The organism is Pseudomonas sp. F-14 TE3623, from assembly GCF_053629015.1.
In genome coordinates this window covers 2552979-2579023 of sequence record NZ_JBRJHM010000001.1, presented here as the reverse complement: position 1 = coordinate 2579023, position 26045 = coordinate 2552979, and the positions used below count along the sequence as shown (strand labels likewise).

At 59.9% G+C, this 26045-nt stretch carries 29 protein-coding genes and 1 pseudogene; 13 read left to right on the top strand and 17 right to left on the bottom strand.

Annotation, left to right across the window (positions count from 1 at the left end; translation table 11 throughout):
- Positions 1-37: 37 nt before the first annotated feature.
- Complete coding sequence (locus AB7M29_RS11755; RefSeq protein ID WP_217858082.1) at positions 38-478, bottom strand: GlcG/HbpS family heme-binding protein; 441 nt, start codon at positions 476-478, stop codon at positions 38-40.
- A 266-nt stretch (positions 479-744) separates the two neighbouring features.
- Between AB7M29_RS11755 and gcl the strand changes: the two genes are divergently transcribed.
- The 8 genes from gcl (at position 745) to AB7M29_RS11715 (ending at position 10372) form a co-directional block, all read left to right on the top strand.
- Positions 745-2520 (top strand): glyoxylate carboligase, encoded by a 1776-nt coding sequence (gene gcl, locus AB7M29_RS11750; protein WP_008014981.1) that lies wholly within the window; start codon positions 745-747, stop codon positions 2518-2520.
- A 138-nt stretch (positions 2521-2658) separates the two neighbouring features.
- On the top strand, positions 2659-3441 hold the full coding sequence (gene hyi, locus AB7M29_RS11745; protein ID WP_008014978.1) for a hydroxypyruvate isomerase: 783 nt from the start codon (positions 2659-2661) through the stop codon (positions 3439-3441).
- Between the two features lie 211 nt (positions 3442-3652).
- Positions 3653-4543: a 2-hydroxy-3-oxopropionate reductase gene (locus AB7M29_RS11740; RefSeq protein ID WP_007894261.1), complete on the top strand. Its 891-nt coding sequence runs from the start codon at positions 3653-3655 to the stop codon at positions 4541-4543.
- A 149-nt stretch (positions 4544-4692) separates the two neighbouring features.
- Complete coding sequence (locus tag AB7M29_RS11735; RefSeq protein ID WP_454246894.1) at positions 4693-5973, top strand: glycerate kinase type-2 family protein; 1281 nt, start codon at positions 4693-4695, stop codon at positions 5971-5973.
- Positions 5963-7378 (top strand): pyruvate kinase, encoded by a 1416-nt coding sequence (gene pyk, locus AB7M29_RS11730; RefSeq protein ID WP_454246893.1) that lies wholly within the window; start codon positions 5963-5965, stop codon positions 7376-7378. The genes AB7M29_RS11735 and pyk overlap by 11 nt, the downstream gene beginning before the upstream one ends.
- Positions 7379-7506: 128 nt before the next feature.
- Positions 7507-8421, top strand: a complete 915-nt coding sequence (locus tag AB7M29_RS11725; RefSeq protein ID WP_454246892.1) for an urea transporter — start codon at positions 7507-7509, stop codon at positions 8419-8421.
- Positions 8422-8442: 21 nt separating this feature from the next.
- Positions 8443-9267, top strand: a complete 825-nt coding sequence (locus tag AB7M29_RS11720; RefSeq protein WP_123360178.1) for an ion transporter — start codon at positions 8443-8445, stop codon at positions 9265-9267.
- 106 nt (positions 9268-9373) lie between these two features.
- Complete coding sequence (locus AB7M29_RS11715; protein WP_217858086.1) at positions 9374-10372, top strand: sulfate ABC transporter substrate-binding protein; 999 nt, start codon at positions 9374-9376, stop codon at positions 10370-10372.
- Between the two features lie 86 nt (positions 10373-10458).
- Here the strand turns inward: AB7M29_RS11715 and AB7M29_RS11710 are convergent, their stop codons facing one another.
- Entirely contained in the window at positions 10459-11088 is a 630-nt protein-coding gene (locus tag AB7M29_RS11710; RefSeq protein WP_454246891.1) for a hypothetical protein, read from the bottom strand.
- Positions 11089-11324: 236 nt separating this feature from the next.
- Here AB7M29_RS11710 and AB7M29_RS11705 point away from each other — a divergent pair, with 236 nt between their 5' ends.
- On the top strand, positions 11325-12530 hold the full coding sequence (locus AB7M29_RS11705; RefSeq protein ID WP_217858088.1) for an MFS transporter: 1206 nt from the start codon (positions 11325-11327) through the stop codon (positions 12528-12530).
- A gap of 113 nt (positions 12531-12643) precedes the next feature.
- On the opposite strand, the gene AB7M29_RS11700 is transcribed toward AB7M29_RS11705, so the two are convergent.
- Both AB7M29_RS11700 and AB7M29_RS11695 read right to left on the bottom strand, forming a co-directional pair.
- Positions 12644-13048 carry a type II toxin-antitoxin system HicB family antitoxin gene (locus AB7M29_RS11700; protein ID WP_217858089.1) on the bottom strand — a complete coding sequence of 135 codons (405 nt, stop codon included), beginning with the start codon at positions 13046-13048 and terminating at the stop codon, positions 12644-12646.
- Positions 13048-13260, bottom strand: a complete 213-nt coding sequence (locus tag AB7M29_RS11695; RefSeq protein ID WP_217858090.1) for a type II toxin-antitoxin system HicA family toxin — start codon at positions 13258-13260, stop codon at positions 13048-13050. The genes AB7M29_RS11700 and AB7M29_RS11695 overlap by 1 nt, the downstream gene beginning before the upstream one ends.
- A 249-nt stretch (positions 13261-13509) precedes the next feature.
- Between AB7M29_RS11695 and AB7M29_RS11690 the strand changes: the two genes are divergently transcribed.
- Together AB7M29_RS11690 and AB7M29_RS11685 are read left to right on the top strand one after the other, a co-directional pair.
- Positions 13510-13971, top strand: coding sequence for a helix-turn-helix domain-containing protein (locus tag AB7M29_RS11690; protein WP_217858091.1), 462 nt, complete (start codon positions 13510-13512; stop codon positions 13969-13971).
- Between the two features lie 13 nt (positions 13972-13984).
- A pseudogene (locus tag AB7M29_RS11685) lies at positions 13985-14548 on the top strand (PIN domain-containing protein); the annotation flags it as partial.
- 56 nt (positions 14549-14604) lie between these two features.
- Here AB7M29_RS11685 and AB7M29_RS11680 read toward each other — a convergent pair.
- The 10 genes from AB7M29_RS11680 to ccmA all read right to left on the bottom strand — a co-directional run bounded on the left by AB7M29_RS11680 (position 14605) and on the right by ccmA (position 21973).
- The gene (locus AB7M29_RS11680; RefSeq protein WP_217858093.1) at positions 14605-15009 is read right to left on the bottom strand and encodes a hypothetical protein; all 405 of its coding nucleotides are present in this window, start codon (positions 15007-15009) and stop codon (positions 14605-14607) included.
- A 14-nt stretch (positions 15010-15023) separates the two neighbouring features.
- Entirely contained in the window at positions 15024-16226 is a 1203-nt protein-coding gene (ccmI, locus tag AB7M29_RS11675) for a c-type cytochrome biogenesis protein CcmI (protein ID WP_454246890.1), read from the bottom strand.
- A complete protein-coding gene (locus tag AB7M29_RS11670; RefSeq protein ID WP_007894247.1) occupies positions 16219-16692 on the bottom strand; it encodes a cytochrome c-type biogenesis protein in 474 nt (157 codons plus the stop codon). Before AB7M29_RS11670 ends, ccmI begins: the two co-directional genes overlap by 8 nt.
- Entirely contained in the window at positions 16689-17225 is a 537-nt protein-coding gene (locus tag AB7M29_RS11665; protein ID WP_052966781.1) for a DsbE family thiol:disulfide interchange protein, read from the bottom strand. The genes AB7M29_RS11670 and AB7M29_RS11665 overlap by 4 nt, the downstream gene beginning before the upstream one ends.
- A complete protein-coding gene (locus AB7M29_RS11660) occupies positions 17222-19210 on the bottom strand; it encodes a heme lyase CcmF/NrfE family subunit (protein ID WP_454246889.1) in 1989 nt (662 codons plus the stop codon). The genes AB7M29_RS11665 and AB7M29_RS11660 overlap by 4 nt, the downstream gene beginning before the upstream one ends.
- 3 nt (positions 19211-19213) lie before the next feature.
- The gene (gene ccmE / locus AB7M29_RS11655) at positions 19214-19669 is read right to left on the bottom strand and encodes a cytochrome c maturation protein CcmE (RefSeq protein ID WP_008026817.1); all 456 of its coding nucleotides are present in this window, start codon (positions 19667-19669) and stop codon (positions 19214-19216) included.
- Positions 19666-19842 carry a heme exporter protein CcmD gene (gene ccmD / locus AB7M29_RS11650; RefSeq protein ID WP_007894243.1) on the bottom strand — a complete coding sequence of 59 codons (177 nt, stop codon included), beginning with the start codon at positions 19840-19842 and terminating at the stop codon, positions 19666-19668. Before ccmD ends, ccmE begins: the two co-directional genes overlap by 4 nt.
- Positions 19839-20594 (bottom strand): heme ABC transporter permease, encoded by a 756-nt coding sequence (locus AB7M29_RS11645; protein WP_448723411.1) that lies wholly within the window; start codon positions 20592-20594, stop codon positions 19839-19841. Before AB7M29_RS11645 ends, ccmD begins: the two co-directional genes overlap by 4 nt.
- Positions 20595-20672: 78 nt before the next feature.
- The gene (ccmB, locus tag AB7M29_RS11640) at positions 20673-21341 is read right to left on the bottom strand and encodes a heme exporter protein CcmB (RefSeq protein WP_008072659.1); all 669 of its coding nucleotides are present in this window, start codon (positions 21339-21341) and stop codon (positions 20673-20675) included.
- Positions 21338-21973 (bottom strand): cytochrome c biogenesis heme-transporting ATPase CcmA, encoded by a 636-nt coding sequence (gene ccmA / locus AB7M29_RS11635; protein ID WP_030131760.1) that lies wholly within the window; start codon positions 21971-21973, stop codon positions 21338-21340. Before ccmA ends, ccmB begins: the two co-directional genes overlap by 4 nt.
- A gap of 197 nt (positions 21974-22170) precedes the next feature.
- Here ccmA and fliK point away from each other — a divergent pair, with 197 nt between their 5' ends.
- Together fliK and AB7M29_RS11625 are read left to right on the top strand one after the other, a co-directional pair.
- Positions 22171-23745 carry a flagellar hook-length control protein FliK gene (gene fliK, locus AB7M29_RS11630; RefSeq protein WP_454246888.1) on the top strand — a complete coding sequence of 525 codons (1575 nt, stop codon included), beginning with the start codon at positions 22171-22173 and terminating at the stop codon, positions 23743-23745.
- On the top strand, positions 23742-24071 hold the full coding sequence (locus AB7M29_RS11625) for an EscU/YscU/HrcU family type III secretion system export apparatus switch protein (RefSeq protein WP_454246887.1): 330 nt from the start codon (positions 23742-23744) through the stop codon (positions 24069-24071). Before fliK ends, AB7M29_RS11625 begins: the two co-directional genes overlap by 4 nt.
- A gap of 134 nt (positions 24072-24205) precedes the next feature.
- On the opposite strand, the gene AB7M29_RS11620 is transcribed toward AB7M29_RS11625, so the two are convergent.
- From AB7M29_RS11620 to AB7M29_RS11610, 3 genes are all read right to left on the bottom strand, one after another.
- Entirely contained in the window at positions 24206-24598 is a 393-nt protein-coding gene (locus tag AB7M29_RS11620) for a DUF2802 domain-containing protein (protein WP_038979621.1), read from the bottom strand.
- The gene (locus AB7M29_RS11615; RefSeq protein WP_007980742.1) at positions 24599-25084 is read right to left on the bottom strand and encodes a chemotaxis protein CheW; all 486 of its coding nucleotides are present in this window, start codon (positions 25082-25084) and stop codon (positions 24599-24601) included.
- An 83-nt stretch (positions 25085-25167) separates the two neighbouring features.
- Complete coding sequence (locus tag AB7M29_RS11610) at positions 25168-26034, bottom strand: CheW domain-containing protein (RefSeq protein WP_454246886.1); 867 nt, start codon at positions 26032-26034, stop codon at positions 25168-25170.
- Between the last annotated feature and the right edge of the window lie 11 nt (positions 26035-26045).

The window sequence follows — 26045 nt, the reverse complement described above, 5'->3', positions numbered from 1 at the left end:
GCTTGCTCGCGAAAGCGGTAGATCAGTCACCGAATAATCAAGCGGTCACCCCCGCATCCGCCCTCAACCCCTGCGCCTCGATCGCCCTGATCGCACACTGCTCATCAACATCAGACAAATCACCGCTGATGCCCACCGCCCCCAACACACTCCCATCCTGATCCCGAATCAACACGCCGCCCGGTACCGGGACGACGCTGCCTTGCCCCAGGCTATTCAGCGCGGCGAAGAAAGCCGGGCGTTGCTGGGCGTCCTGGGCCAGCAGGCGTGAGCCTTTGCCCAGGGCGATTGCGCCCCAAGCCTTGCCGATGGCGATCTGCGGGCGCAGCAGGCTCGCGCCGTCTTCGCGTTGCAGCGTTATCAAGTGCCCACCGGCGTCCAGCACGGCAACGGTCAAGGGCGCGGCAGAGATTGCACGACCTGCGGAGAGGGCCTGAGTGGCCAGATTGACTGCGACGTTCAAGGTTAAAGCGCTCATGGTGCCGTCCTCATTTTGTTATTGGGAAAGCCGTTGGATTGCTTTCTGTTGCGCAATCCGATGCAACAAATAGAACACAATGAATTATTTTTTTGTATACAATAATTTTCCAAAAGCGCCACATGCGACGAAAAGCCACAGTCCTTCGGGCTTCCGACGAATGAAACAGCTGCTTGAGAAAATGGATTGACCTGCGCCGTCCGCCGTGAATACACTCTGCGCAAAGCCACTTGTATACAATTACAAAACGTAAGAGGCACAAAACAATGAGCAAAATGAGAGCAATCGAAGCCGCCGTTCTGGTGATGCGCCGTGAAGGGGTTGATACCGCTTTTGGCATCCCCGGAGCCGCGATCAACCCGCTGTACTCCGCCTTGCAGAAGGTCGGTGGCATCGATCACGTCCTCGCTCGCCACGTTGAAGGCGCCTCGCACATGGCCGAGGGCTACACCCGCACCAAGGCCGGCAACATCGGCGTGTGCATCGGCACCTCCGGCCCGGCCGGTACCGACATGGTCACCGGGCTCTACAGCGCCTCGGCCGACTCGATCCCGATCCTGTGCATCACCGGCCAGGCCCCGCGGGCCCGGATGCACAAGGAAGACTTCCAGGCCGTCGATATCACCAGCATAGTCAAGCCGGTCACCAAGTGGTCGACCACCGTTATGGAACCGGGCCAGGTGCCTTACGCGTTCCAGAAAGCCTTCTATGAAATGCGCTCCGGCCGTCCAGGCCCGGTGCTGATCGACTTGCCGTTCGACGTGCAGATGGCTGAAATCGAATTCGACATCGACGCCTATGAACCGCTGCCGCTGGCCAAGCCGACCGCTAACCGCGTGCAAATCGAGAAGGCCCTGGCCATGCTCGATCAGGCTGAACGTCCATTGCTGGTCGCCGGTGGCGGCATCATCAATGCCGACGCCAGCGAGTTGCTGGTGGAGTTCGCTGAGCTGACCGGTATTCCAGTGATCCCGACCCTGATGGGCTGGGGCACCATCCCGGACGATCACCCGCTGATGGTTGGCATGGTCGGCCTGCAAACCTCGCACCGTTACGGCAACGCCACGATGTTGAAGTCGGACGTGGTGCTGGGCGTCGGTAACCGTTGGGCTAACCGTCACACCGGTTCGGTCGACGTTTACACCGAAGGCCGCAAGTTCATTCACGTCGACATTGAACCGACCCAGATCGGCCGCGTGTTCACCCCGGACCTGGGCATCGTATCCGACGCCGCTGCCGCGTTGACCGTGTTCATCGAAGTCGCTCGCGAATGGCAAGCCGCCGGCAAGCTGAAAAACCGCAGCGCCTGGCTGCAAGACTGCCAGCAACGCAAAGCCAGCCTGCAGCGCAAGACTCACTTCGACAACGTGCCGGTCAAGCCGCAACGGGTTTACGAAGAGATGAACCAGGTGTTCGGCAAGGACACCTGCTACGTCAGCACTATCGGTTTGTCGCAGATTGCCGGCGCGCAGTTCCTGCACGTCTACAAACCGCGTCACTGGATCAATTGCGGTCAGGCCGGCCCGCTGGGCTGGACCATTCCGGCAGCACTCGGTGTGGTCAAGGCTGATCCGACCCGCAAAGTGGTGGCGCTCTCGGGCGACTACGACTTCCAGTTCATGATCGAAGAACTGGCGGTGGGCGCGCAGTTCAAGCTGCCGTACATCCACGTTGTCGTGAACAACTCGTACCTGGGGCTGATCCGTCAGGCTCAGCGCGGTTTCGACATGGACTACTGCGTGCAGCTGTCCTTCGACAACCTCAACGCTCCGGAACTCAACGGTTACGGTGTCGACCACGTCGCTGTCGCCGAAGGCCTGGGTTGCAAGGCGCTGCGGGTATTTGAACCGGATCAGATCCAGCCTGCCCTGCGCAAGGCTCAGGAACTGATCGAGGAGTTCAAAGTGCCGGTGATCGTCGAGATCATTCTGGAGCGCGTGACCAACATTTCCATGGGCACCGAGATCAACGCCGTCAACGAATTCGAAGACCTGGCGCTGGTCGGCAACGATGCGCCAACGGCGATTTCGCTGCTCGATTAACTGCTGACCGTTCCCACTGTGGGAGCGAGCCTGCTCGCGAAGGCGGCTTCACATCCAACAAAGATGTTGGCTGACATACCGCTTTCGCGAGCAGGGCTCGCTCCCACAAGGGACCTCACACATATACGGGAGACCACCATGCCGCGTTTCGCAGCCAACCTGTCCATGCTGTTCACCGAACAGGATTTTCTTGCCCGTTTCGACGCTGCCGCCAAGGCCGGCTTCAGTGGTGTCGAATACCTGTTCCCCTACGATTTCAGCTCCGCCGAAATCAAAGCCAAGCTCGATGCCAATGGCTTGACCCAAGTGCTGTTCAATCTGCCAGCCGGTGACTGGGCCAAGGGCGAGCGCGGTATCGCGTGCTTGCCGGATCGGGTCGAAGAATTCCGCGCCGGTGTCGATCTGGCCATCGCTTACGCCAAAGTGCTGGGCAATACCCAGATCAACTGCCTGGCCGGTATTCGTCCACAAGGCGTCGACGATGCCACCGTGGAAAAGACCTTTGTCGCCAACCTCAAGTACGCGGCCGACAAGCTGCAAGCGGTGGGCATCAAACTGGTAATGGAAGCGATCAACACCCGTGACATCCCGGGCTTCTACCTGAACAACACGGCGCAAGCCCTGTCGATTCGCGAGCAGGTCGGCAGCGCCAACCTGTTCCTGCAATACGACATCTATCACATGCAAATCATGGAGGGCGACCTGGCCCGGACCATGGCCGCGCACCTGGGCGAGATCAACCACATCCAGTTGGCCGACAACCCAGGGCGCAACGAACCGGGCACTGGTGAAATCAATTACCGCTTCCTGTTCGAACACCTGGACCGCATCGGTTATCAGGGTTGGGTTGGCTGTGAATACAAGCCGCTGACCACCACTGAAGCGGGTCTGGGCTGGTTGAAAACCCATAACGCGATTTGATCTGACACCTGTGGGAGCGGGCTTGTGTGGTGAGGGGGCTTGCCCCCGTTCGGCTGCGAAGCAGTCGTAAAAACCGGCACATGCGTTCTACCTGACTCACCGCGAAAAAACATTTGGGGTCGCTTCGCGCCCCAACGGGGGCAAGCCCCCTCGCCACAAAGAGCTCATCGGTCCAGAGCCGGGAGCCACACAAAAACAAGAGGATTTTCTCATGGCTAAAATCGGATTTATCGGCACCGGCATCATGGGCCACCCAATGGCGTTGAACCTGCAGAAAGCCGGTCACAGCCTGTTCCTGTCGGCACACCACGACCCAGCCCCTGCCGATCTGGTCGCCGCTGGTGCCATCGCGCTGGCGAACCCGAAAGAAGTGGCCCAGGAAGCCGAGTTCATCATCGTCATGGTTCCGGATACCCCGCAGGTCGATGACGTGCTGTTCCGCGCCGACGGCGTTGCAGCGGGCGTGAGCAAGGGCAAAGTCGTGATCGACATGAGCTCGATCTCGCCGACCGCCACCAAAGCCTTCGCTGCCAAGATCAACGAGAAAGGCGCTCAATACCTCGACGCACCAGTGTCCGGCGGTGAAGTCGGCGCCAAAGCCGCGACCCTGAGCATCATGGTCGGTGGCGATGCCGATGCGTTCGAACGCGCCCTGCCACTGTTCCAAGCCATGGGCAAGAACATCACCCTGGTCGGTGGCAACGGCGACGGTCAAACCGCGAAAGTGGCGAACCAGATCATCGTCGCGCTGAACATCCAGGCCGTGGCCGAAGCGCTGCTGTTCGCCTCGAAAAACGGTGCCGATCCGGCCAAGGTGCGTGAAGCGCTGATGGGCGGTTTCGCATCATCGAAGATCCTTGAAGTTCACGGCGAACGCATGATCAAGGGCACCTTCGACCCGGGCTTCCGCATCAGCCTGCACCAGAAGGACCTGAACCTGGCCCTGGCCGGCGCTCGCGAACTGGGCATCAACCTTCCGAACACCGCCAATACCCAGCAAGTGTTCAGCACCTGCGCGGCTATCGGCGGCAGCAACTGGGACCACTCGGCGCTGATCAAGGGCCTGGAACACATGGCGAATTTCTCGATTCGCGATAAATAAAGCCTTGCGCAAAAACCTGTGGGAGCGAGCCTGCTCGCGATGAAATCGCCGCGATGCACCTGACATACTGCGGCGCCTGAATCGCGAGCAGGCTCGCTCCCACAGGGAACCGAGTCGCCCTCCAATAACAAGAATTCCGGGAGCCCGCCATGTCGGTCGATCCGCAACAACTGCTGCGCGAGCTGTTTGCCACAGCCATCGACGCGGCCCATCCGCAGCACGTCCTCGAAGCCCATTTACCCAAAGATCGCAGCGGTCGGGTGATCGTCATCGGCGCCGGTAAAGCCGCAGCCGCCATGGCCCAGGTGGTCGAGCGCTGCTGGCACGGCGAAGTGTCGGGTCTTGTGGTGACCCGTTACGGCCACGGCGCCCCGTGCGAAAAAATCGAAGTGGTCGAAGCCGCGCACCCGGTGCCGGATGCTGCTGGTTTGGCTGTCGCGAAACGGGTGCTGGAACTGGTCAGCGACCTCAGCGAAGACGACCGCGTGATCTTCCTGCTCTCGGGCGGAGGCTCTGCCCTCCTCGCCTTGCCCGCCGCCGGCATCACCCTCGCCGACAAACAATCGATCAACAAAGCCCTGCTCAAATCCGGTGCGACCATCGGCGAGATGAATTGCGTGCGCAAGCACCTCTCGGCAATCAAGGGCGGTCGTCTGGGCAAAGCCTGCTGGCCGGCCACGGTTTATACCTATGCGATTTCCGATGTACCGGGCGACCTCGCCACGGTCATCGCGTCCGGCCCCACTGTGGCCGACCCCAGCACCTCGGCCGAAGCGCTGGCGATCCTCAAGCGTTATGGCATCGAAGTCCCGGTCTCGGTGCGCAACTGGCTGCAAAGCCCGGAATCGGAAACGGTCAAACCCGGCGATCCGAGCCTGGCCCGTAGTCATTTCCAATTGATCGCCCGCCCACAGCAATCGCTGGAAGCGGCAGCGGTGAAAGCCCGTCAGGCTGGCTTCAGTCCGTTGATTCTCGGCGACCTGGAAGGTGAATCCCGAGACGTGGCGAAAGTCCACGCCGGCATTGCCCGGCAGATCGTCCAGCACGGCCAGCCGCTGGCAGCGCCGTGCGTGATTCTGTCCGGCGGCGAAACCACCGTCACCGTGCGCGGCAATGGCCGTGGCGGGCGCAACGCCGAATTCCTGCTGAGTCTCACCGACAGCCTCAAAGGCCTGCCCGGCGTCTACGCCTTGGCGGGTGACACCGACGGTATCGACGGCTCGGAAGACAACGCTGGCGCCATCATGACCCCGGACAGCTACGCCCGCGCCGCCGCCCTAGGCCTGAGCGCCAGCGATGAACTGGACAACAACAATGGCTACGGCTATTTCGCCGCGCTGGATGCACTGATCGTCACCGAGCCGACCCGCACCAACGTCAACGACTTCCGCGCCATCCTGATTCTCGAGAGCCCTAAACATGACGCCTGATAAGAAGGTCAAAATCCTCGCCACCCTTGGCCCGGCCACCAACGGAATCGACGACATCCGTGAGCTGGTACAGGCCGGAGTCAATATCTTTCGCCTGAACTTCAGCCACGGCGATCACGCCGACCATGCACAGCGCTATCAATGGATTCGTGAAGTCGAGCGTCAGCTGAATTACCCGCTGGGGATTCTGATGGACCTGCAAGGCCCGAAACTGCGGGTCGGCAAATTCGCCGAGGGCAAAGTGCAGCTGCATCGCGGTCAGGCCTTGCGTCTGGACCTGGACTCGACGCCGGGCGATGAGCGCCGGGTCAACCTGCCTCACCCGGAAATCATCGCAGCGCTGGAGCCAGGCATGGACCTGCTGCTGGACGACGGCAAGCTGCGCCTGCGGGTGGTGACCAAGTACGCCGACGCCATCGACACCACGGCGCTCAATGGCGGCGAGCTGTCGGATCGCAAAGGCGTCAACGTGCCGCAAGCGGTGCTGGACCTGAGCCCGTTGACCGCCAAGGATCGTCGCGATTTGAGCTTCGGTCTGGAGCTGGGTGTGGATTGGGTCGCGCTGTCGTTCGTGCAACGCCCGGAAGACATCCGCGAAGCCCGCGCACTGATCGGCGACAAGGCGTATTTGATGGCGAAGATCGAGAAGCCATCGGCAGTGACTCAACTGCGGGAAATCGCCGAATTGAGCGATGCGATCATGGTCGCTCGCGGTGACTTGGGCGTGGAAGTCCCGGCCGAAAGCGTGCCGCAGATTCAGAAAAACATCATCAGCACCTGCCGCCAACTCGGCAAACCGGTGGTGGTGGCGACGCAGATGCTGGAGTCGATGCGCTTCTCCCCGGCCCCGACCCGCGCCGAAGTCACTGACGTCGCTAACGCGGTGGCCGAAGGTGCGGACGCGGTGATGCTGTCGGCGGAAACCGCGTCCGGTGAGTACCCGCTGGAAGCCGTGCAGATGATGAGCAAGATCATCCGTCAGGTGGAAAACGGCCCGGACTATCAGACCCAACTCGACGTGAGCCGACCGAAAGCCGAGGCCACGGTGTCGGACGCGATCAGCTGCGCCATCCGCCGCATCAGCAACGTGTTGCCGGTGGCGGTGTTGGTTAACTACAGCGAATCCGGCACGTCGAGTCTACGGGCGGCGCGGGAACGGCCGACGGTGCCGATCCTCAACCTGACACCGAACTTGCAAACCGCGCGGCGTTTGACGGTGGCGTGGGGCGTGCATTCGGTGGTCAATGATCGGCTGCGCCAGGTGGATGAAGTGTGCTCGACGGCGCTGGAGATTGCCCAGGCACAGGGCATGGCTCAGCGGGGGGATACGTTGTTGATCACGGCGGGAGTGCCGTTCGGGCAGCCGGGGTCGACCAATTCGTTGCGCATTGAGACGTTGATTTAGCGCCTGTACCGGCCTCTTCGCGAGCAAGCCCGCTCCCACATTTAATCTGTGTTCGACACAAGACCAATGTGGGAGCGGGCTTGCTCGCGAAGCAGGCGACTCGGTCCCCCAGACACACAGACCCCATCATGCCTGCCAACCACTTCAACACCCACTGCCCCGACTGGGCCACTGCCCTGCTCAATGGCTTCAGCCAAATCTTTCTCCAGCGCCATCCGCTGTGCGGTCTGCTGTTTCTGTTGGCGATTCTATTCAGCGCGCCGGCCTTGCTCGGCGGTGCGTTGCTGGGAGGGGTTGCCGGGTTGCTCACCGCGCAACGTCGCGGGTACACCAAGGCTGATCGTCAGGCCGGGCTGTTCAGCTACAACGGTATTCTGCTCGGTCTGCTGCTGAGCCTTTATTTCCCATGGTCAGCGCTGTTGCCACCGCTGATCATTGCCGCTGGGGGCCTGAGCGCGATGCTCACCCAGCAATGGCTCAAGCGTTCGCGCGATCATCATTGCCTTCCCGCCTATACTGCGCCCTTCGTCGGGATGAGCTGGTTGCTACTGTCGTTTGCCGCTCCCCAGCAACCCGCGCTGCTGATCGAAATGACCACACTCAACTTGCTCGCCGCGTCATTGAAAGGGCTCGGTCAGGTGCTGTTTCTCGGTCATCCGCTGGCTGGAGCTCTGATTGCCACGGGTTTGATGATCGCTGACCGTCGTGCCTTCCTGTGGGCTCTGCTCGGCTCCGTTGCCGGCCTTGGATTCGCCCTTCTGCATCACGAAACATTAACCGCCCTGCAGGGTTTGAGCGGCTACAACGCCGTGCTCGCCGCCCTCGCCTTCAGCCAAAATCGTCGCCAACCTTGGCTGCCATTGTTGGGAATCCTGCTGGCGGTGTTACTCACACCGGGGTTCGCCGCACTCGGCCTGGCCATGTTGACCGCGCCTTTCATCCTCGCCTGCTGGCTGATTCGCGCAGGCATTCGGGTGCTGCGTCAGGCCGCCATAGACAGCGCGCCTTGCGCTACCGGGGAGAATCGACCTAGGCTTCGCTGATTCTCGATTCAGGCGTTTTCCATGGACAGCAGTAAAAACTGGCGTGAAGAGCTTTACGTCATCATCTTCCAATCCGATACCCCGGCCGGCCGGCGCTTCGACAGCATTCTGCTGTTGATCATCCTCGCCAGCCTGGTGATCGTGATTCTGGACAGTATCGACAGCGTTCACCAGAACTACGCCGACATACTGGCGTACATCGAGTGGGGCTTCACCGTCGTTTTCGCCATCGAGTACGGCCTGCGCCTGTACTGCTCGCCCAAGCCGCTGCGCTACGCGTTCAGCTTCTATGGGCTGGTGGATTTGCTGGCGATCGTGCCTGGCATTCTCGCGCTGTATTACAGCGATGCGCAGTACCTGCTGATCATCCGGATCATTCGGATGCTGCGGATTTTCCGCGTGCTCAAACTCAGCCCGTATCTGAAGCAAGCCAACTATTTGATGACGGCTCTGCGCGGCAGCAAGCAGAAGATCGTGGTGTTTCTGCTCAGCGTCAGCACCCTGGTGACGGTGTTCGGCACTCTGATGTACGTGATCGAAGGCCCGGAACACGGCTTCACCAGCATCCCCAAAGGCATCTATTGGGCCATCGTCACGCTGACTACCGTGGGTTTTGGCGACATCGTGCCCAGGACGCCGTTGGGTCAGGTGGTTTCATCGCTGGTGATGATCACCGGTTACTCGATCATCGCCGTGCCAACAGGGATCTTTACCGCGGAATTGGCCAACGCCATGCGCGGTGAACAATTGCAACACGATTGCCCGACCTGCCAGAAAAACAGTCACGAACACGGCGCAGCATTTTGCTCCCGTTGCGGCAATGCGCTGTTCAAGAAACTGGAATAAGCAAAGTGCTTTTTAATCTTTAAAGGACTATGCGAGCCCGGCTATAGTCGCTGGCAAATTGCCAACACTTTCCATAGAACATGTTTGATAAAACAAGGAATGCGCAGTGAAAAAACTCTTTGGCGCCTCACTTCTGGCCGCTGGCCTGGCCTTGGGTAGCATGGCTCAGGCTGCACCGACCCTGCTTAACGTTTCCTACGACGTGATGCGAGATTTCTACAAGGACTACAACGCTGCCTTCCAGAAACACTGGCAAGCCGAGCACAACGAAAACATCACGCTGCAGATGTCCTTCGGCGGTTCCAGCAAACAGGCGCGTTCAGTGATCGATGGCCTGCCGGCTGACGTCATCACCATGAACATGGCCACTGACATCAACGCCCTGGCGGACAACGGCAAACTGGTCCCGGACAACTGGGTCACGCGCCTGCCAAACAACAGCGCGCCATTCACGTCGGCCACCGTGTTCATCGTGCGCAAAGGCAACCCGAAAGCCCTGAAAGACTGGCCGGACCTGCTCAAGGACGGCGTGCAAGTGATCGTCCCCAATCCGAAAACCTCGGGCAACGGCCGCTACACCTACCTCTCGGCCTGGGGCTACGTGCTGAAAAATGGCGGTGACGAAAGCACGGCAAAATCCTTCGTCGGCAAACTGTTCAAACAAGCACCGGTGCTGGATACCGGCGGCCGTGCAGCCACCACCACGTTCATGACCAACCAGATCGGCGACGTGCTGGTGACCTTCGAAAACGAGGCGGAAATGATTGCGCGTGAGTTTGGTCGTGATCAGTTTGAAGTGATTTACCCGAGTGTTTCCGCTGAGGCCGAGCCACCAGTGTCTGTGGTCGACAAAGTGGTCGAGAAAAAAGGCACTCGCGCTGCCGCTGAGGAATATTTGAAGTACCTGTGGTCGCCTGAAGGTCAGGAAATTGCGGCTGCCAACTACCTGCGTCCCCGTGATCCTGCGGTATTGGCCAAGTACACCGATCGCTTCCCGAAAGTGGATTTCCTTTCGGTGGAGAAGACCTTTGGTGACTGGCGCACGGTGCAGAAGACCCACTTCAATGATGGTGGGGTTTTTGATCAGATTTACAGCGGTCAGTAATTCCTGAGCCAAACGAAAAGGCGACCTGCAATGGTCGCCTTTTTTGTAGGTGCATGCTTGTGTGGCGAGGGGGTTGCGTCATGCCGTTACATTGGCGGGGTTATGCCGTCCTTGCCCGCTGCAACCGATTGGGCAGTGAGTGTCCCGTCGGCGCTTTGGGTGACGAACGTTACGATCTTCACGCCCACCTTCAGCAAGCTCCGATCCCCCGGCACCAGATTCACGATCGGCACATCCTCCGGCACCAGAATTTTCTGCTGGCCGCCCTTGTAGTTGACGGTCAGAACCCGGCCGTTGCTGACCACCAGATCGCCGACGCTGCCGTTGGTCATGCTGCTGCCCTTGACCAGATCAAAGGGCCGATGACCGTCACCGCTGCCGGCCAGTTCCGGTGGGAACACGTGCACTTCCAGGGCCTTGAGAGCGCCATCTTCCTGCGGCACGGCAGCCGAGCCGATGTAGCTGCCGGGTTTGATGTCTTCGATGTTGGCCACGGTAACGGCGCGGACTTTGGTGTCCTTGGTCAGGTTGATCACCACGTCTTCGCCGCTGTTGACGTGGACTTTCAGAATGTCGGCGCTGATACCGGTAATCTCGCCGCGTACACCGATGCGCATACCCGGCGCGTCCTGGGCCTGAGCCAAGGTTGTCGCGAACACAGTGATCAAGGTGACTGCTGAAGCGCCTCGGATCAGATGACGGAACATCGCATTCATGAAAGTGCCTTCCGGTTTATGAAGCGTTAAGAGAGAACATAAGCACGCTATCGAACAAGATGTTAGTGAATGTATCATCGGACGCGACGATCGCGACCGACGATTCAAAGGTCCAAATGAACAGCCTCTCTCAATCATTCTTCAGAGGCATGATGACTATCACCCTATTCCCTCTTCCGCCGCTCTAGCCAGCCTATTAGCCTCTGCGCATTCCTTCTTGTTCAACGAGACCCGTTATGAATCCAACGACTCAGGTGCCCCTCGGTGCCGCGACAATGACCCGAGGCATGGTGCTGCTCTTCGCCTTCTGCTGCGGCGCCATCGTGGCCAACATCTACTACGCCCAGCCGATCATCGGCCTGATCGCGCCGGACATCGGCCTGACCGACACCATGGCCAGCCTGATCGTTTCGCTGACGCAGATTGGTTATGCGCTGGGTCTGTTCTTCCTGGTGCCGTTGGGTGATCTGCTGGAAAACCGCCGCTTGATGATCATCACCACCGTGGTGGCGATTGCCAGTCTGCTGGGCGCCGCGTTCACCGATCAGCCGAATGTGTTTCTGTTGATCTCGTTGCTGGTGGGGTTCAGCTCGGTGTCGGTGCAAATCCTGATTCCACTGGCCGCCCACCTGGCGCCGGAAGAATCACGCGGCCGCGTGGTCGGCGGCATCATGGGTGGTTTACTGCTGGGGATTCTGCTGGCTCGACCGGTGTCCAGCGTAATAGCCGACCACTTCGGCTGGCGTGCGATGTTCGTCATCGCTGCGGTATTGATGGCGGCCATCAGCATCGTGCTGGCCCTGACCATCCCCAAGCGCCAGCCTGATCACAGTGCTTCTTATGGCCAGTTGTTGGGTTCGCTCTGGACGCTGTTGCGTCAGCAGCCGGTGTTGCGTCAACGGGCGTTTTATCAAGCCTGCATGTTCGCCACCTTCAGTCTGTTCTGGACTGCAGTACCGCTGGAACTGTCGCGTAATCATGGCTTGTCGCAAACCCAGATCGCGATCTTCGCCCTGGTCGGCGCCATCGGCGCGATTGCCGCACCCATCGCCGGTCGACTGGCCGATGCCGGCCATACCCGCATCGCCTCGCTGCTGGCCCTGCTATTCGCCAGCCTGAGCTTCCTGCCCGCCTTCATCCACCCGGTCTACAGCGTTATCGGCCTGGCCGTGACAGGGGTAGTGCTGGATTTCTGCGTGCAAATGAACATGGTCCTCGGCCAACGCGCGGTCTACACCCTCGACGCTAAAAGCCGCGGCCGTCTGAATGCGCTGTACATGACCAGCATCTTCATCGGCGGTGCGTTTGGTTCTTCGGTGGCCAGCGCGGTGTATGAGCATGGTGGCTGGTTGTGGATCGTGATTGTGGGTAGTGCGTTTCCGTTGTTGGCGTTGTTGCGGTTTTTGAGTGTTTCGCAGAGGCGTTCGTTGGCGACGGCTTAGGACGCTAAAAGCTTCGCGGGCAAGTCGGATCGCCGCACCGCTCGCTCCTACAGGGGTAATGCAAGACATGTAGGTGTGAGGCTTGCCCGCGAAGGCGATTCGACTGATGCCACTCAAGGCCGAACCAGTTTCTCCATCGCCGCATCCGCGAGAAAAGAGGAGCGGCTTTTGACATTGTGCTCTCGCACATAGCGGTCAATGCGCTGGATCACGTAGCCAGGCAGCGTCACATTGACCTTCTCGGTCTTGCCCAGATACGGCGAGATGTCGAGTTCCAGCATCCCCCACCCCATGTCGGCAAATTCCGGATTCTCGCGGTGCGCAGCCGCTGAGGTCGGCATCGGAATTGACTCCCCGCCTGCCATGAGCTCCTGCAGCATGATGTGGGCAATTTCGACCGCCGCGTTGTAAGCATCTTCAAACGTATCCCCGGCCGTTACGGCACCTGGGATATCGGGGATCTGAATACCGATGGCGGTGTTCTCGTCGCCCCACTCGATACAGATTGGGTATTGCATTATGGATCTCCTGCCAAACTGGCTCCCGGGCAATAAAGCCCGGCTCGCCTCCTGATGCTTTTAACCGTCCCGACCGGCAAATCCTTCTTCGGATGAGGGACGGGTATCGTGTAAGGGTTGTAACGGTGAGTGAAGATGTGATGACTGCCGGTGACCCGTTCCAGTGCCCAGCCCGCCTCTATCAGTTCCTTGATCAATAACCTGCTCTGCACCATCAGCCTCCTTGCTCCGGCTCAAACAAAAATAACCCTGGAGTTACTTTTACTCAAGCACAAAAAACCGGATAGCGACGCTCGGTTGTTTTACAGGGTGTGATTTTGATCGGACCTACAAAGGCTCTGGATTACGTCCAGGCCTTGCTGTTAAAAGAGCCTTAAACAAGCTCTTTTTTCGTTTATTGCGATTTTCGTTTGATTCGAATAGCCTTTCAGCATCGCTACTCAGAATGTTGAAATTTCATCATGTCCTTAATCATCCACCCACCGATCAACCTGCCCATGGCGCGCGAAGTTCAGGCCGCTATCGAAGGCCAGCGCGCCCTCGCGGCCTATCTCGCGACTCAATTCGAAACCCAATGCATCCAGATTTTCGACGAACAGAATGAAGCTCACAGCGTCGAACTGCCCACTTCAGCCCTTCGATTGCTGGTCGACATCCTCGCTGCATTGGCAGAAGGCAATGCGGTAAAGGTCGTCCCGGTTCATGCGGAACTGACCACCCAGGAAGCGGCGGACTTACTCAATGTCTCACGCCCGCACCTGATCAAACTGCTGGAGTCCGGCGAGTTGTCCTACCACAAAACCGGCAAGCACCGACGTGTGCGCTTTGCCGATTTGATGGATTATAAAAACCGGCGCGACACCGCCAGCGAGCAAGCAATGACGCTTCTCGCCGAGCAAGCACAAGCGTTAAGGACAGGATAGGAGTGAGGCACTCCCCTTTACCGCTGTATATGACGCATGTGTTTTGTACCCAGCTCCCCTGAGAGACTTTCTGATGTGGCTAGCACTCTCAGGACGTTTTCGGGCGCGATGGTCACTGGAGATACACAACGAATGGAAGCGCAATCTGTTGAAAAACCGTCCGGACCTGACAACAGAGCAATTGGATCGCACGTCCGACTTGATGGATCAGGCCATACCCGATGCTTGCGTATCCGGTTACGAAAAGCTGATCGAAGGGCTCACATTGCCCGACATCGATGACCGGCATGTTCTGGCTGCCGCCATACGCTGCAACGCCAGTGTCATTGTGACTTTTAATCAGAAAGACTTTCCCGATGAAACACTCGGACCTTTTGGCATCGAGGCCCAGCATCCTGACGAGTTCGTCGATAACCTCTTTGACCTGGACCCGGCAGCGGTTGTCGCGGCAGCACAACGGCAACGCAAACAGCTAAAGATGCCGCCAATGGATGTCGGTACCTATCTTGATCTGCTCTTTCGCCAAGACCTGATTCAGTCGAGCAAGGCGTTGACCAATTATCGGGCGATTCTTTAATCGCCTCTCACAAACCCTAAAAAGCAAAACGGCGATCCTCAGATCGCCGTTTCCATTCACTGCCCGAATTGCCGTCCCAACCCACCCGGCACGCCATTGATGTTCGTCTCTTCCCACGGCCCGTTCGGGCTGATCGAACGGCTCCAGCCGTTGTTCCAGCGGTAGTAGGTGCGCTGGCGGTAGAAGGTGTTGGTCTGATCATCGAGAACGTAAACACCGAGTTTCGCGTCCCAATGGCTGTTGCCCCCCGGTGGCGGGGCGAAGCTGGCGGAGGTGCGCGGCACGGGTTTTGACGGTTTGACCGGAGTGCTTGGTTTACTCGGTACCGTCGGCGGGGGCGGTTTGGTGCTTGGCCCCGAAGGCGGGATCGGCGGCAGTCGTGTGGGCTCGGGCTGCTGGACCGCACAAGCGCTTAACCCCAAAACCATGCTGAGGAGAGTGATACGAGCGATGGCGGTCATTGTGGCGTTTCCTGTTATTTATCCGGACTGTCGATGATTAGTTTTTGTTGCGCGGTGGTGCTGGTGGCCAAGGGTTGGCTGCGACCGATCCATTCGCCGGCAGTCGGTTGGCCAGCGCGGGAGATGCGCGCAACCAGTTGGACTTCAGGGAAGTTCGACAGTTTCAACTGCGGCATCATGGCGTCGGCATCACCCAGTTCGACGGTTGCCGGCAAGTCGGCGACAGTCAGACGCTTGGCGGCCAGCGGCGCGGGCGGGCCGGAAATGGCGCGGGCGAAAATGAACACGCTGTCACCCGGTTGGACCTTGGCTTTGAGCTCTGGCGCCAGATCGACCTGCACTTTGAGCAGTGCTGCAGCTTTGGCCGCAGGCGCCTGGGCAACCTTGCCACCACTGGCTTCGAGTTTCTCGGCGGCGCGAGTAATGCCACCTTGCAGCGCGACGCGGGATTTATCATCCGGCGGCAGTTGCGCCAGCAGGCGATTCCAGTAGTCGATGGCGTCTTGGTAACGCTCGCCTTCGAAGGCCGCGATGCCCAGCAGACCGAGGCTGGTGACTTCTTTCGGATCAGCTTTCAGCGCTTCGTCGGTCAGGGCCTGAACCTTGTCCGACCACTTCTTGCCGTCGGCGAAATATTGCGCCTGGGCCCATTGCCCGAGCAGTTCCGGCTGACGACCGGCCAGGGTCACGGTGCGTTCGAAGATCTTCGCTGCATCAGCCGGACGGTCCTGAGCCATGTAGGTGCGGCCGAGGAAGTACAGGCCCTCGGCCGAGTCCGGTTGGGCGGCGACCGCACGCTCCAGGCGACGGGTCATCTCTTCCATCGACTGCGGCGCCTGGGCGAACTCGCGGGTCAGCTCGACTTTGTCGCTGGCGCCGAAATGCAGGTACAGCCCAAGGCCCAGCACCGGTACCAGAATCGCCGCCAGCAAGGGCAATGGTTTGCCCAGACGCGACACGCGCGGCGCCTCGACGCCTTCGGTGTCGGCGAGCAGTTCACGAGCAGCTTCGGCGCGGCCGGTGTCCATTTGTTCGGCGTTGAGCACGCCCTCTTCCTGCTGAGTCTGCAACTCAGCCACGCGCTCCTGATAAAGCGCGACGTTCAGTGCCGTGCGGTCCTCTTCAAGCTGGGCACGACGACCACGCAGAACGGGAATCAGCAGAAAACTCAGGGCAACCAGGAGCAGCAGACCTGCAGCGAGCCAGAAATCAATCATTCTTGGTTTTATCCAACAGGTGGTCGAGGCGCTCGCGCTCCTCGGCAGAAAGCGTGTCCGGGCTGTCAGTGCGTTGCACGCGACGACGGCGGACGATCACGGCGATGATCACAAAACCGCCCAGCAACAGGCCGGCGGGGCCGAACCAGAGCAGTGCAGTTTTGGCGTTCAGGGCAGGTTTGTAGCGGACGAAGTCACCGTAGCGGTCGACCATGAAATCGATGATCTGCTGGTTGTCCTTGCCCTCGCCAAGCATGCGAAAAATCTCTTTGCGCAGGTCGGCGGCGATCGGTGCGTTGGAATCGGCGATGTCCTGATTCTGGCACTTGGGGCAACGCAGCTCTTTGGTCAGCTCGCGAAAGCGCTCACGGTCGCCTTCTTTGGCGAACTCGTAGGTGTCGATGGCCGCGTGGGCCACACCGGCCATGCTCAAACCCAGCACGGCGGCGGCGATCCAGCGCTTCATGGTTTGGCCTCGTCGACCAGCGCCTGATACTTGGCCGCCAGTTTTTCGCGCCAGACTTGCTCGTCGATCACGCCGACGAATTTGTCGCGGATGATGCCCTTGGCGTCGATGAAGAAGGTTTCCGGTGCGCCGTACACGCCAAGGTTCAGGCCCAGGGTGCCGGCATCGTCACGGATGTCCAGTTGATACGGGTTGTGGAACTCGGCCAGCCACTTCAAGGCATCGGTGTTGACGTCCTTGTAGTTGACGCCGTAGATCACCACGCCCTGCCCGGCCAGTTTGTTCAGCACCGGGTGCTCGACCCGGCAGGAAATGCACCAGGTGCCCCAGACGTTGACCAATGCCGGTTTACCCAGAAGGTCCGCTTTGGTCAGGGTTTTGTCACCCTGCACCGAAGGCAACGAAAACTCCGGGAACGGTTTGTTGATCATCGCCGAAGGCAGCTCGGCCGGGTCCAGGTACAGACCCCGATACAGAAAAACAGCAACCACCAGAAAAATCGCCAGTGGCAACAGCATCAACCAACGTCTCATGCCGTGGCTCCCGTCATGCCGAGCGCTTCACGCACGCGGCTTTTCACCTTGACCCGATAACGGCGATCAAGCGCCGCCAGCAGCCCGCCGAGCCCCGTAAGCAACCCACCAAACCAGATCCAGCGCACGAACGGTTTGACGTGCACGCGGACCGCCCACGCGCCCTCGCCCAACGGTTCGCCCAATGCGACGTAAAGGTCACGGGTGAAACCGGCGTCGATCCCGGCTTCGGTCATCACCGAATTTTGCACGGTGTACAGGCGTTTTTCCGGGTGCAGCACGCTGACTTCCTTGCCGTCGCGGATCACCCGCACGGTGCCCTTGTCGGAGGTGAAATTCGGCCCTTCGAAGTGCTTGGCGCCTTCGAACACAAATTGGTAGCCGGCCAGGCTCATGGATTCACCCGGCGCCAGGCGCAGATCACGCTCGGCACTGTTCTGGCTCGACAACACGACACCCAGCGCGCACACGGCAATGCCCAAATGCGCGACTTGCATGCCCCAATAGCTGCGAGTCAGGGTAGGCAGACCTTTGATCAGGCCCTTGTGGCGAGTCTTGTCGAAGATATCCCGCACACCGGCCAGCAACACCCAGGCAGCCAGCATGAATGTCGCCAGAACTGCCCAATTGAAATCGCCGTAAGCGACGCCCGCCACGATGGCCAGCGCAGCGCTGCCGAGCAACACCGGGGTCAACATGCTCATCAGCCATTTGACCGGGGTGTCTTTCCAGCGCACCAGCATGCCGACCGCCATCACCACCATCAGCAACGCCATCAATGGAATGAACAGCGCGTTGAAGTACGGCGGGCCGACCGACAGCTTGGCGCCAGTCATCGCATCGAGAATCAATGGATACAAGGTGCCGAGCAGGATCATCGAAGCGGCCACCACCAGCACCAGGTTATTGCCCAGCAGCAGGGTTTCCCGGGACCAGAGGTTGAAACCAACATGGCTCTTGACCACCGGAGCGCGCAGAGCGAACAGCGTCAGCGAACCACCGACCACAAACAGCAGGAAGATCAGGATGAACACACCGCGCTCGGGGTCGGACGCAAAGGCGTGAACCGAGGTCAGCACGCCGGAACGCACAAGGAAGGTCCCGAGCAAACTCAACGAAAACGCGGCGATGGCCAGCAGCACCGTCCAGCTCTTGAACACCCCACGTTTTTCCGTGACCGCCAACGAGTGAATCAGCGCCGTGCCCACCAGCCAAGGCATGAAGGATGCGTTTTCGACCGGGTCCCAGAACCACCAGCCACCCCAGCCGAGTTCGTAGTAGGCCCACCAGGAGCCCAACGTAATACCGATACCGAGGAAAGCCCAGGCCACGATGGTCCACGGACGCGACCAGCGCGCCCACGCCGCGTCGAGACGACCGCCCAGCAGCGCGGCAATGGCGAAAGCAAACGCCACAGAGAAACCGACATAGCCCATGTACAGCATCGGCGGGTGAACGATCAGGCCGATGTCTTGCAGCAGTGGATTGAGGTCGCGCCCATCCGTCGGCATCTGCGGCAGGATTCGGGCGAACGGGTTGGACGTCAGGATCAGGAACAGCAGGAAGCCGGTGCTGATCATGCCCATCACTGCCAATACGCGAGCCAGCATCACTTGCGGCAATTGTCGGGAGAACACCGACACCGCGAAGGTCCAGCCGCCGAGGATCAGTGCCCACAGCAGCAACGAACCTTCATGAGCGCCCCAGACGGCGCTGAATTTGTAGTACCACGGCAAGGCGCTGTTGGAGTTGCTGGCCACGTAAGCAACGGAGAAATCATCCGCCATGAACGCGTAAGTCAGGCAACCGAAAGCGAATAGCAGAAACGCGAACTGTCCCCATGCGGCCGGCTGGGCCAGGCTCATCCACAAACGGTCGCCACGCCAGGCACCGAGCAACGGCACCACGGCTTGAACCAGCGCGAAGCACAGCGCGAGGATCATGGCCAGGTGGCCGAGTTCGGGGATAAAGATTGCGGACGTCATCGATCAACCCTCCTTCGCGGGCGTTGGAGCAGATTGACCACTGTCTTTCAAAGCCTTGGTCACTTCCGGCGGCATGTACTTCTCGTCGTGCTTGGCCAGTACTTCGTCGGCCACCACCACGCCGTCAGCATTGAGCTTGCCGAGGGCGACAATGCCCTGCCCTTCACGGAACAGGTCCGGCAGGATGCCGCGGTAGCTGATAGTCACGGATTTGTTGAAGTCGGTGACGATGAATTTCACGTCCAGGGAATCGCCGGAACGTTGCAGCGAACCTTTCTCGACCATGCCACCCGCACGAATGCGCGTGTCTTGCGGCGCTTCACCGTTGGCGATCTGGGTCGGGGTGTAAAACAAATTGATGTTTTGCTGCAGGGCGCTCAGGGCCAGGCCGACAGCAGCGCCGACTCCGACCAGGATCGCGAGAATGATGATAAGACGCTTTTTACGCAGCGGATTCACTTGCCGTTCTCCCGGCGCAGACGACGCGCCTCTTGTTGCAGATACCGCTTGCGGGCCAGGATCGGCGCCGCCACGTTAAGGGCCAGCACCGCCAGGCTAATGCCGTAGGCTGACCAGACATACAGGCCGTGATGGCCCATGGCGAGAAAGTCGCCGAATGAAGCGAAACTCATCGAGCGGCCTCCAGACTGTTCTGCACTTCGGTTTTCACCCAGCTTGCCCGGGCTTCGCGCTTGAGCACTTCAAGGCGCATGCGCAGCAACAGCACCGCGCCGAAGAAACAGTAAAAACCCAGCGCCGTCAGCAGCAGTGGCAGCCACATTTCGACTGGCATCGCCGGTTTTTCGGTAAGCGTGAAGGTCGCGCCCTGGTGCAGGGTGTTCCACCACTCCACCGAGTATTTGATGATCGGGATGTTGATCACGCCGACGATCGCCAGCACCGCGCAGGCCTTGGCCGCACTGTCACGATTGCTGATGGCGTTGCCAAGCGCAATAAGACCGAAGTACAGAAACAGCAGAATAAGCATGGACGTAAGTCGCGCATCCCAGACCCACCATGAGCCCCAGGTCGGTTTGCCCCAGATCGCGCCGGTGACCAGCGCCACGGCGGTCATCCAGGCACCGATCGGCGCGGCGCATTGCAGGGCGACGTCGGCCAGCTTCATCTTCCAGACCAGCCCGACGATGCCGCACACGGCCAGCATCACGTAGATGGACTGCGCCAACATGGCGGCCGGGACGTGGATATAGATGATCCGAAAGCTGTTGCCTTGCTGGTAGTCCGGCGGCGCGAAGGCCAACCCCCAAACCACACCGACGCTAATCAGCAGCAACGCCGCGACGCTCAGCCATGGCAACAGTTTGCCACTGATACCGTAAAACCATTTGGGTGAGCCGAGCTTATGAAACCAGGTCCAGTTCATTGCTGTTTCCATCACGGTTGCTGTTCGTCATCACGAGCAGCGAAGGGTCTTTACTGATCAAAATTTGATCAGACCTCATTATTCGCCGACGCTGATCTTCAGGCCAGCAGCGATTGCAAAAGGTGTCAGGGTTATCGCCAGGGCGGTCAGGCTACCAAGCCACAAGAGATATCCGGTCGCCGGCATGCCCTGCAATGCTGCCTGCAAGGCGCCACTGCCGAGAATCAAGACCGGGATGTACAGCGGCAGAATCAGCAACGCCAGCAACAAGCCGCCGCGCTTCAATCCTACCGTCAACGCCGCGCCCACCGCACCGAGCAGGCTCAGCACCGGTGTACCCAGCAATAAAGAAAGCAGCAACACCGGCAGACAGGCGGCAGGCAAACCCAGCATCAACGCCAGCAAGGGTGCGAGCAACACCAGCGCCAGGCCGGAGAACGCCCAGTGTGCCAGCACCTTGGCCAAAACCAGAATAGGCAGGGGGTGCGGCGAAAGGACCCACTGTTCAAGCGATCCGTCTTCGAAATCACTGCGAAAGAGCCCGTCCAGCGAGAGCAAGACCGATAAAAGTGCTGCCACCCAGACCAGCCCCGGGGACAAGGTTTGCAACAATTGAGGCCCGGCGCCGACCGCCAACGGGAACAAAGAGACGACGATGGCGAAGAACACCAGTGGATTCGCCAATTCGGCAGGGCGGCGGAACAGCAAACGGGCCTCGCGGGCGACCAACAGGCCGAATACACTCATACGGCCCAGTTCCCCAAATCAATGTCGCGATAGCCGGCCGGCATCCGGGTCAGCGTGTGATGAGTGGTCAGGACCACCATGCCACCCCGCTCGCAATGCGCCGCCAAGTGTTCTTCGAGTTGCGCCACGCCTTGTTTGTCGAGCGCGGTGAACGGCTCATCGAGAATCCACAGCGGCGGGCTGTCCAGGTATAACCGCGCCAAGGCCACGCGACGTTGCTGGCCGGCCGACAGGGTGTGACAGGGAACATCCTCGAAACCGCGCAGCCCCACCGCCGTCAGCGCCTGCCAGATCGCCTCATGGGAGGCCGGTTGATGCAAGGCGCAGAGCCAACTGAGGTTTTCCTCAGGGGTCAGCAAATCCTTGATGCCGGCGGCATGGCCGATCCACAACAGGTTTCGCGCCAGTTCGCTGCGTTGCTCGTGCAATGGCTGGCCGTTTAGCAATACTTGACCGGCGGTCGGGTGCATCAAACCGCATAGCAGGCGTAAAAGGCTGGTTTTGCCACTGCCGTTGGGGCCGCTGATTTGCAACATTTCGCCACTGGCCAGTCTCAATTCGAGATTTTCGAAGAGCAGCCGAAGGTCTCGCTCACAGGCAAGGGCAACGGTTTGCAGGACAGGACTGGTCAAGAGATCACGGGCCTTTTGCGGTTCAAGTCGGCAGTGGAGCGGCCGCTAAAGAGATGCAGGATAGATGCATTGGCGGCCCGTTTTAGAGAGCTGCGTCAATCAATTGCAATGTTTTCAGCGCCCAGGTGCAACGGAGCGGCATTATACATGCCATGCCCGACTCTAAAGAGCGCAATTTCCACAGGTTGTGACCGCATATGACAGGCGAAATGAACATCCTTCCGCTGCCGCAGACCACGCCCGCGACTTCGCGGCCGCTGGTGGTGAGTGGTGAGCTACTCAAGCTGCTGACGCCGATGGAGGGCCTGATTTCCGTTGGGCAAACCGCCAAGGCTGAAGTGCTCTCGCTCAAGCAGACGGATCAGACCTTTCAGCTGTTGCTCAAAGTCACCCTCGACAGCGGCCGCCAGACCACGGTCCAGGCCACCAGTACTCAGCCGTTGCCTCAGGGCACCAGCCTGGCGATCACTCAACCTTCAGCGGGCAACCTGGCAGTCACGGTGCAACAGGCCATCGCCTCCAGCATCGCGACCCTCACCCGCATCGACACGGCGCAACTGCCGGTCGGCACCTTGCTGCAAGGCAAAGTGCTGACCTCTCAGGTAATGCCGCAGGTGCCGGGCCAGCCGACGGTGTTTCGCTCGATGGTGAGCCTGCTCAACACGGCGCTGAGCGGCAGCACGCTGAGCATCGACAGCCCGACGCCACTGCGCATCGGTACGTTGCTGAGCGCCCTGGTGCAAGACACCCAGACCCTGAAATTCGTCCCATTGAGCAGCCGCCAGGAACAGTTGGCGGTGACGCAGCAATTGGTCAACCAGCAAAGTCGCCAGGGCTCTCTGGATGGCTTGCTCAAACTCCTGCAGAACCTGCCGCCGTCGGATCAGACCTCCAGCGACCTGCGCGCCGCCGTGGACAAATTGCTCGCCGGCCTGCCGGATGTTCAGCAACTGAGCACGCCCAAAGGCCTGGCCCAAGCGCTGGCCAACAGCGGCCTGTTCCTTGAAGCGAAACTGCTGACTGGACAAAACCCGACGCTGACGCCTGACATGAAAGGCGACCTGCTCAAACTGATCGCACAACTGACGCCGGGGCTACCGGCCAACACCAATCTCAACGCAATCATTGCCGCCAACACACTGGCCCAGGCCATGCCGAACTTCGTGCGCAGCGCTTTGGGCATGCTGGGACAAGTCAGCGCCAAACCATTGCCGACCAGTTTTCCGCTCCCCGAGCGTCTGCTGCAAAGTCAGGACGGTGAAGGCGATCTGGAACATTTGCTGCGCCTGGCAGCAGCGGCCGTCTCGCGTCTGCAAAGCCATCAACTGTCGAGCCTGGAACAGACCGGCCTCACCGACGACGGTCGCCTGCTCAGTACCTGGCAACTGGAAATCCCCATGCGCAACCTGCAGGACATCGTGCCGTTGCAGGTCAAATTCCAGCGCGAAGAAGCGCCCGAGAAAGAACAACCGCACGAACGCCGCGACGAACGCGAACCCATGCAACAATTGTGGCGAGTCGATCTGGCGTTCGACATGGAGCCGTTAGGACCGTTGCAGATTCAGGCACAGCTGATCAAAGGCAGTCTCTCCAGTCAGTTGTGGGCCGAGCGGCCGTACACCGCGAGCCTGATCGAAAGCAATCTGGCCAGGCTGCGCGAACGCCTGCTGGCGTCAGGCCTGAACGTCGGCGATCTGGATTGCCACCTCGGCACACCGCCGCAAGGCCCTCAAACCCGCCTCGAACAACGCTGGGTCGACGAAACCGCATGAACGAATCCACCACACCGCGCCAGGCCATCGCCCTCAAATATGACGGCAGCCACGCCCCTACCCTCACGGCCAAAGGCGACGAGGAACTGGCGGAAGCCATTCTGCAGATTGCCCGTGATTATGAAGTGCCGATCTACGAAAACGCCGAGCTGGTGAAACTGCTGGCGCGGATGGAATTGGGGGAGAGTATTCCCGAGGAGTTGTATCGCACGATTGCCGAGATTATTGCGTTTGCGTGGAATTTGAAGGGTAAGTTTCCGACAGGGCATGATCTGGAAGCGGTGATGGTAGAGAAGGATGTCACCGATCGAGGGGACGATTACTGAGGATTCGAGGACGCCTTCGCGAGCAAGCCCGCTCCCACAGTGAATTGGCGGCGTTCACACATTCTGTGTCCACCAGCGATCCACTGTGGGAGCGGGCTAGCTCGCGAATAGCGATCTCAACGCCGGCGCGGAAATCAGTTCTTGTGCAACTTACTCATCAACTCCGCCTCAGCCTGGGTCAACCCGCAAGATTGAGTCAGTTCATCGACACTGGCCCCCATCCCCACCAGGCGCGCTGCCTGAGCGAATGAAAGACTCGACGGATCACGTTGCTCCAGCTGGGCCAGTTTGTCCGGCAACGGGCCGACAACGGCGCGCAGTTCGTGCAGGTCTTCACCCATGCGCACGTTGCCGTTCTGGTAGTCGTCGACGCGTTTGGCCAGGTCCTTGATGCGCTGATCGCGCAGCGCATCGCCCTCGGCCTGTTGCGCGGCGATCTGCCGCTGAGCGCGGATGTACGCCAGGAACATCGCCAGCGTGCCTGCCCAGAAGAGGAACAGGACAATGACAGCTACCTCAAGAATCAATCAGATACTCTCCAGTTCCGACCATTCTTCTTCGCTCATCATCTTGTCCAGCTCGACCAGGATCAGCAGTTCGTTGTTCTTGTTGCACACGCCTTGGATGAACTTGGCGGACTCTTCGTTACCGACGTTTGGTGCGGTCTCGATTTCCGACTGACGCAGGTAAACCACTTCAGCCACGCTGTCGACCATGATCCCGACCACTTGCTTGTCGGCTTCGATGATGACGATGCGGGTGTTGTCGCTGATTTCGGCATTCATCAGGCCGAAGCGCTGACGGGTGTCGATCACGGTGACCACGTTACCGCGCAGGTTGATGATGCCCAGCACGTAGCTCGGAGCACCCGGGACCGGGGCGATTTCGGTGTAGCGCAGGACTTCCTGAACGCGCATCACGTTGATGCCGTAGGTTTCGTTGTCCAGCTTGAAGGTTACCCATTGCAGGATCGGATCTTCGGAACCCTTTGCAGCTGTCGCCTTATCATTCATACCCTGACCCCTCAAAAAACCGCCCTGGCGGTGTGTGTTCTGTGCGACGGCACTGAATGCCGTCGCCTGTCTGTTGTGCAGCTTTATGTCGGTTTGTGGGTCGGCTTGCTGCCGCCCATGTGCTTTGCCCCACCGCTGGCGATCAGCTCGGCCAGTGCGGAAACGTCGAGCAAGGCACACATGTGTTCAATCACCGTGCCCGCCAGCCACGGCCGTTGGCCCCGGTGGCTGCGCCATTTGATTTCGTTCGGGTCCAGGCGCAATGAGCGGCTGACCTGATGCACTGCCAGCCCCCACTCATAGCCCTGAACCGAAATAACGTATTGCAGGCCCTGGCGGAAATCATCGCGATAACGATCCGGCATGACCCAGCGCGCGGTATCCAGCACTTTCAGGTTGCCGGCCTGGCTCGGCAGGATCCCGAGGAACCATTCCGGCTGGCCGAACAACGGCGTCAACTCGTGACCGGCCAAAGAATAAATCGAGCCCAGGCATACCAGTGGCACCGCCAGGGTCAACCCGGCGACGTCGAACAACAGGCATTCGAACGGCTCGGCAGCCCATGCCGGACGACCGTCGGTTTCCACCGGTGGCGGCGTGTTGCTGGGTGGCAGATGAACTTCAACCACTGGCGGCACCAACGCTTGCAGCAGTGGTGCAATCGTCGACACGGGCGCCAGAATCGGTGCCGGCGCTTCCATCACGGCCACCGGTGCTTTCACCACTGGCGCAACGATGGGTGCAGCGGCCACGGCCGGTTTCTGCGCATCACGGGCCTGTTCTTCAAGCACGGCAGCCTGGAACTCATCCAGCGCAGCTTCAACCTCGACAACCTCAGGAAGCGCCTCGACTTCTGGCAGCAACTCTTCGGTCGCGTCCTGCAGCAAGCTGTCCAGATAAGACTGGAGGGCCAGTTGCGGGCGCGAGGTGATCTTCACCGGCCGAGTCATGCGCACACCAT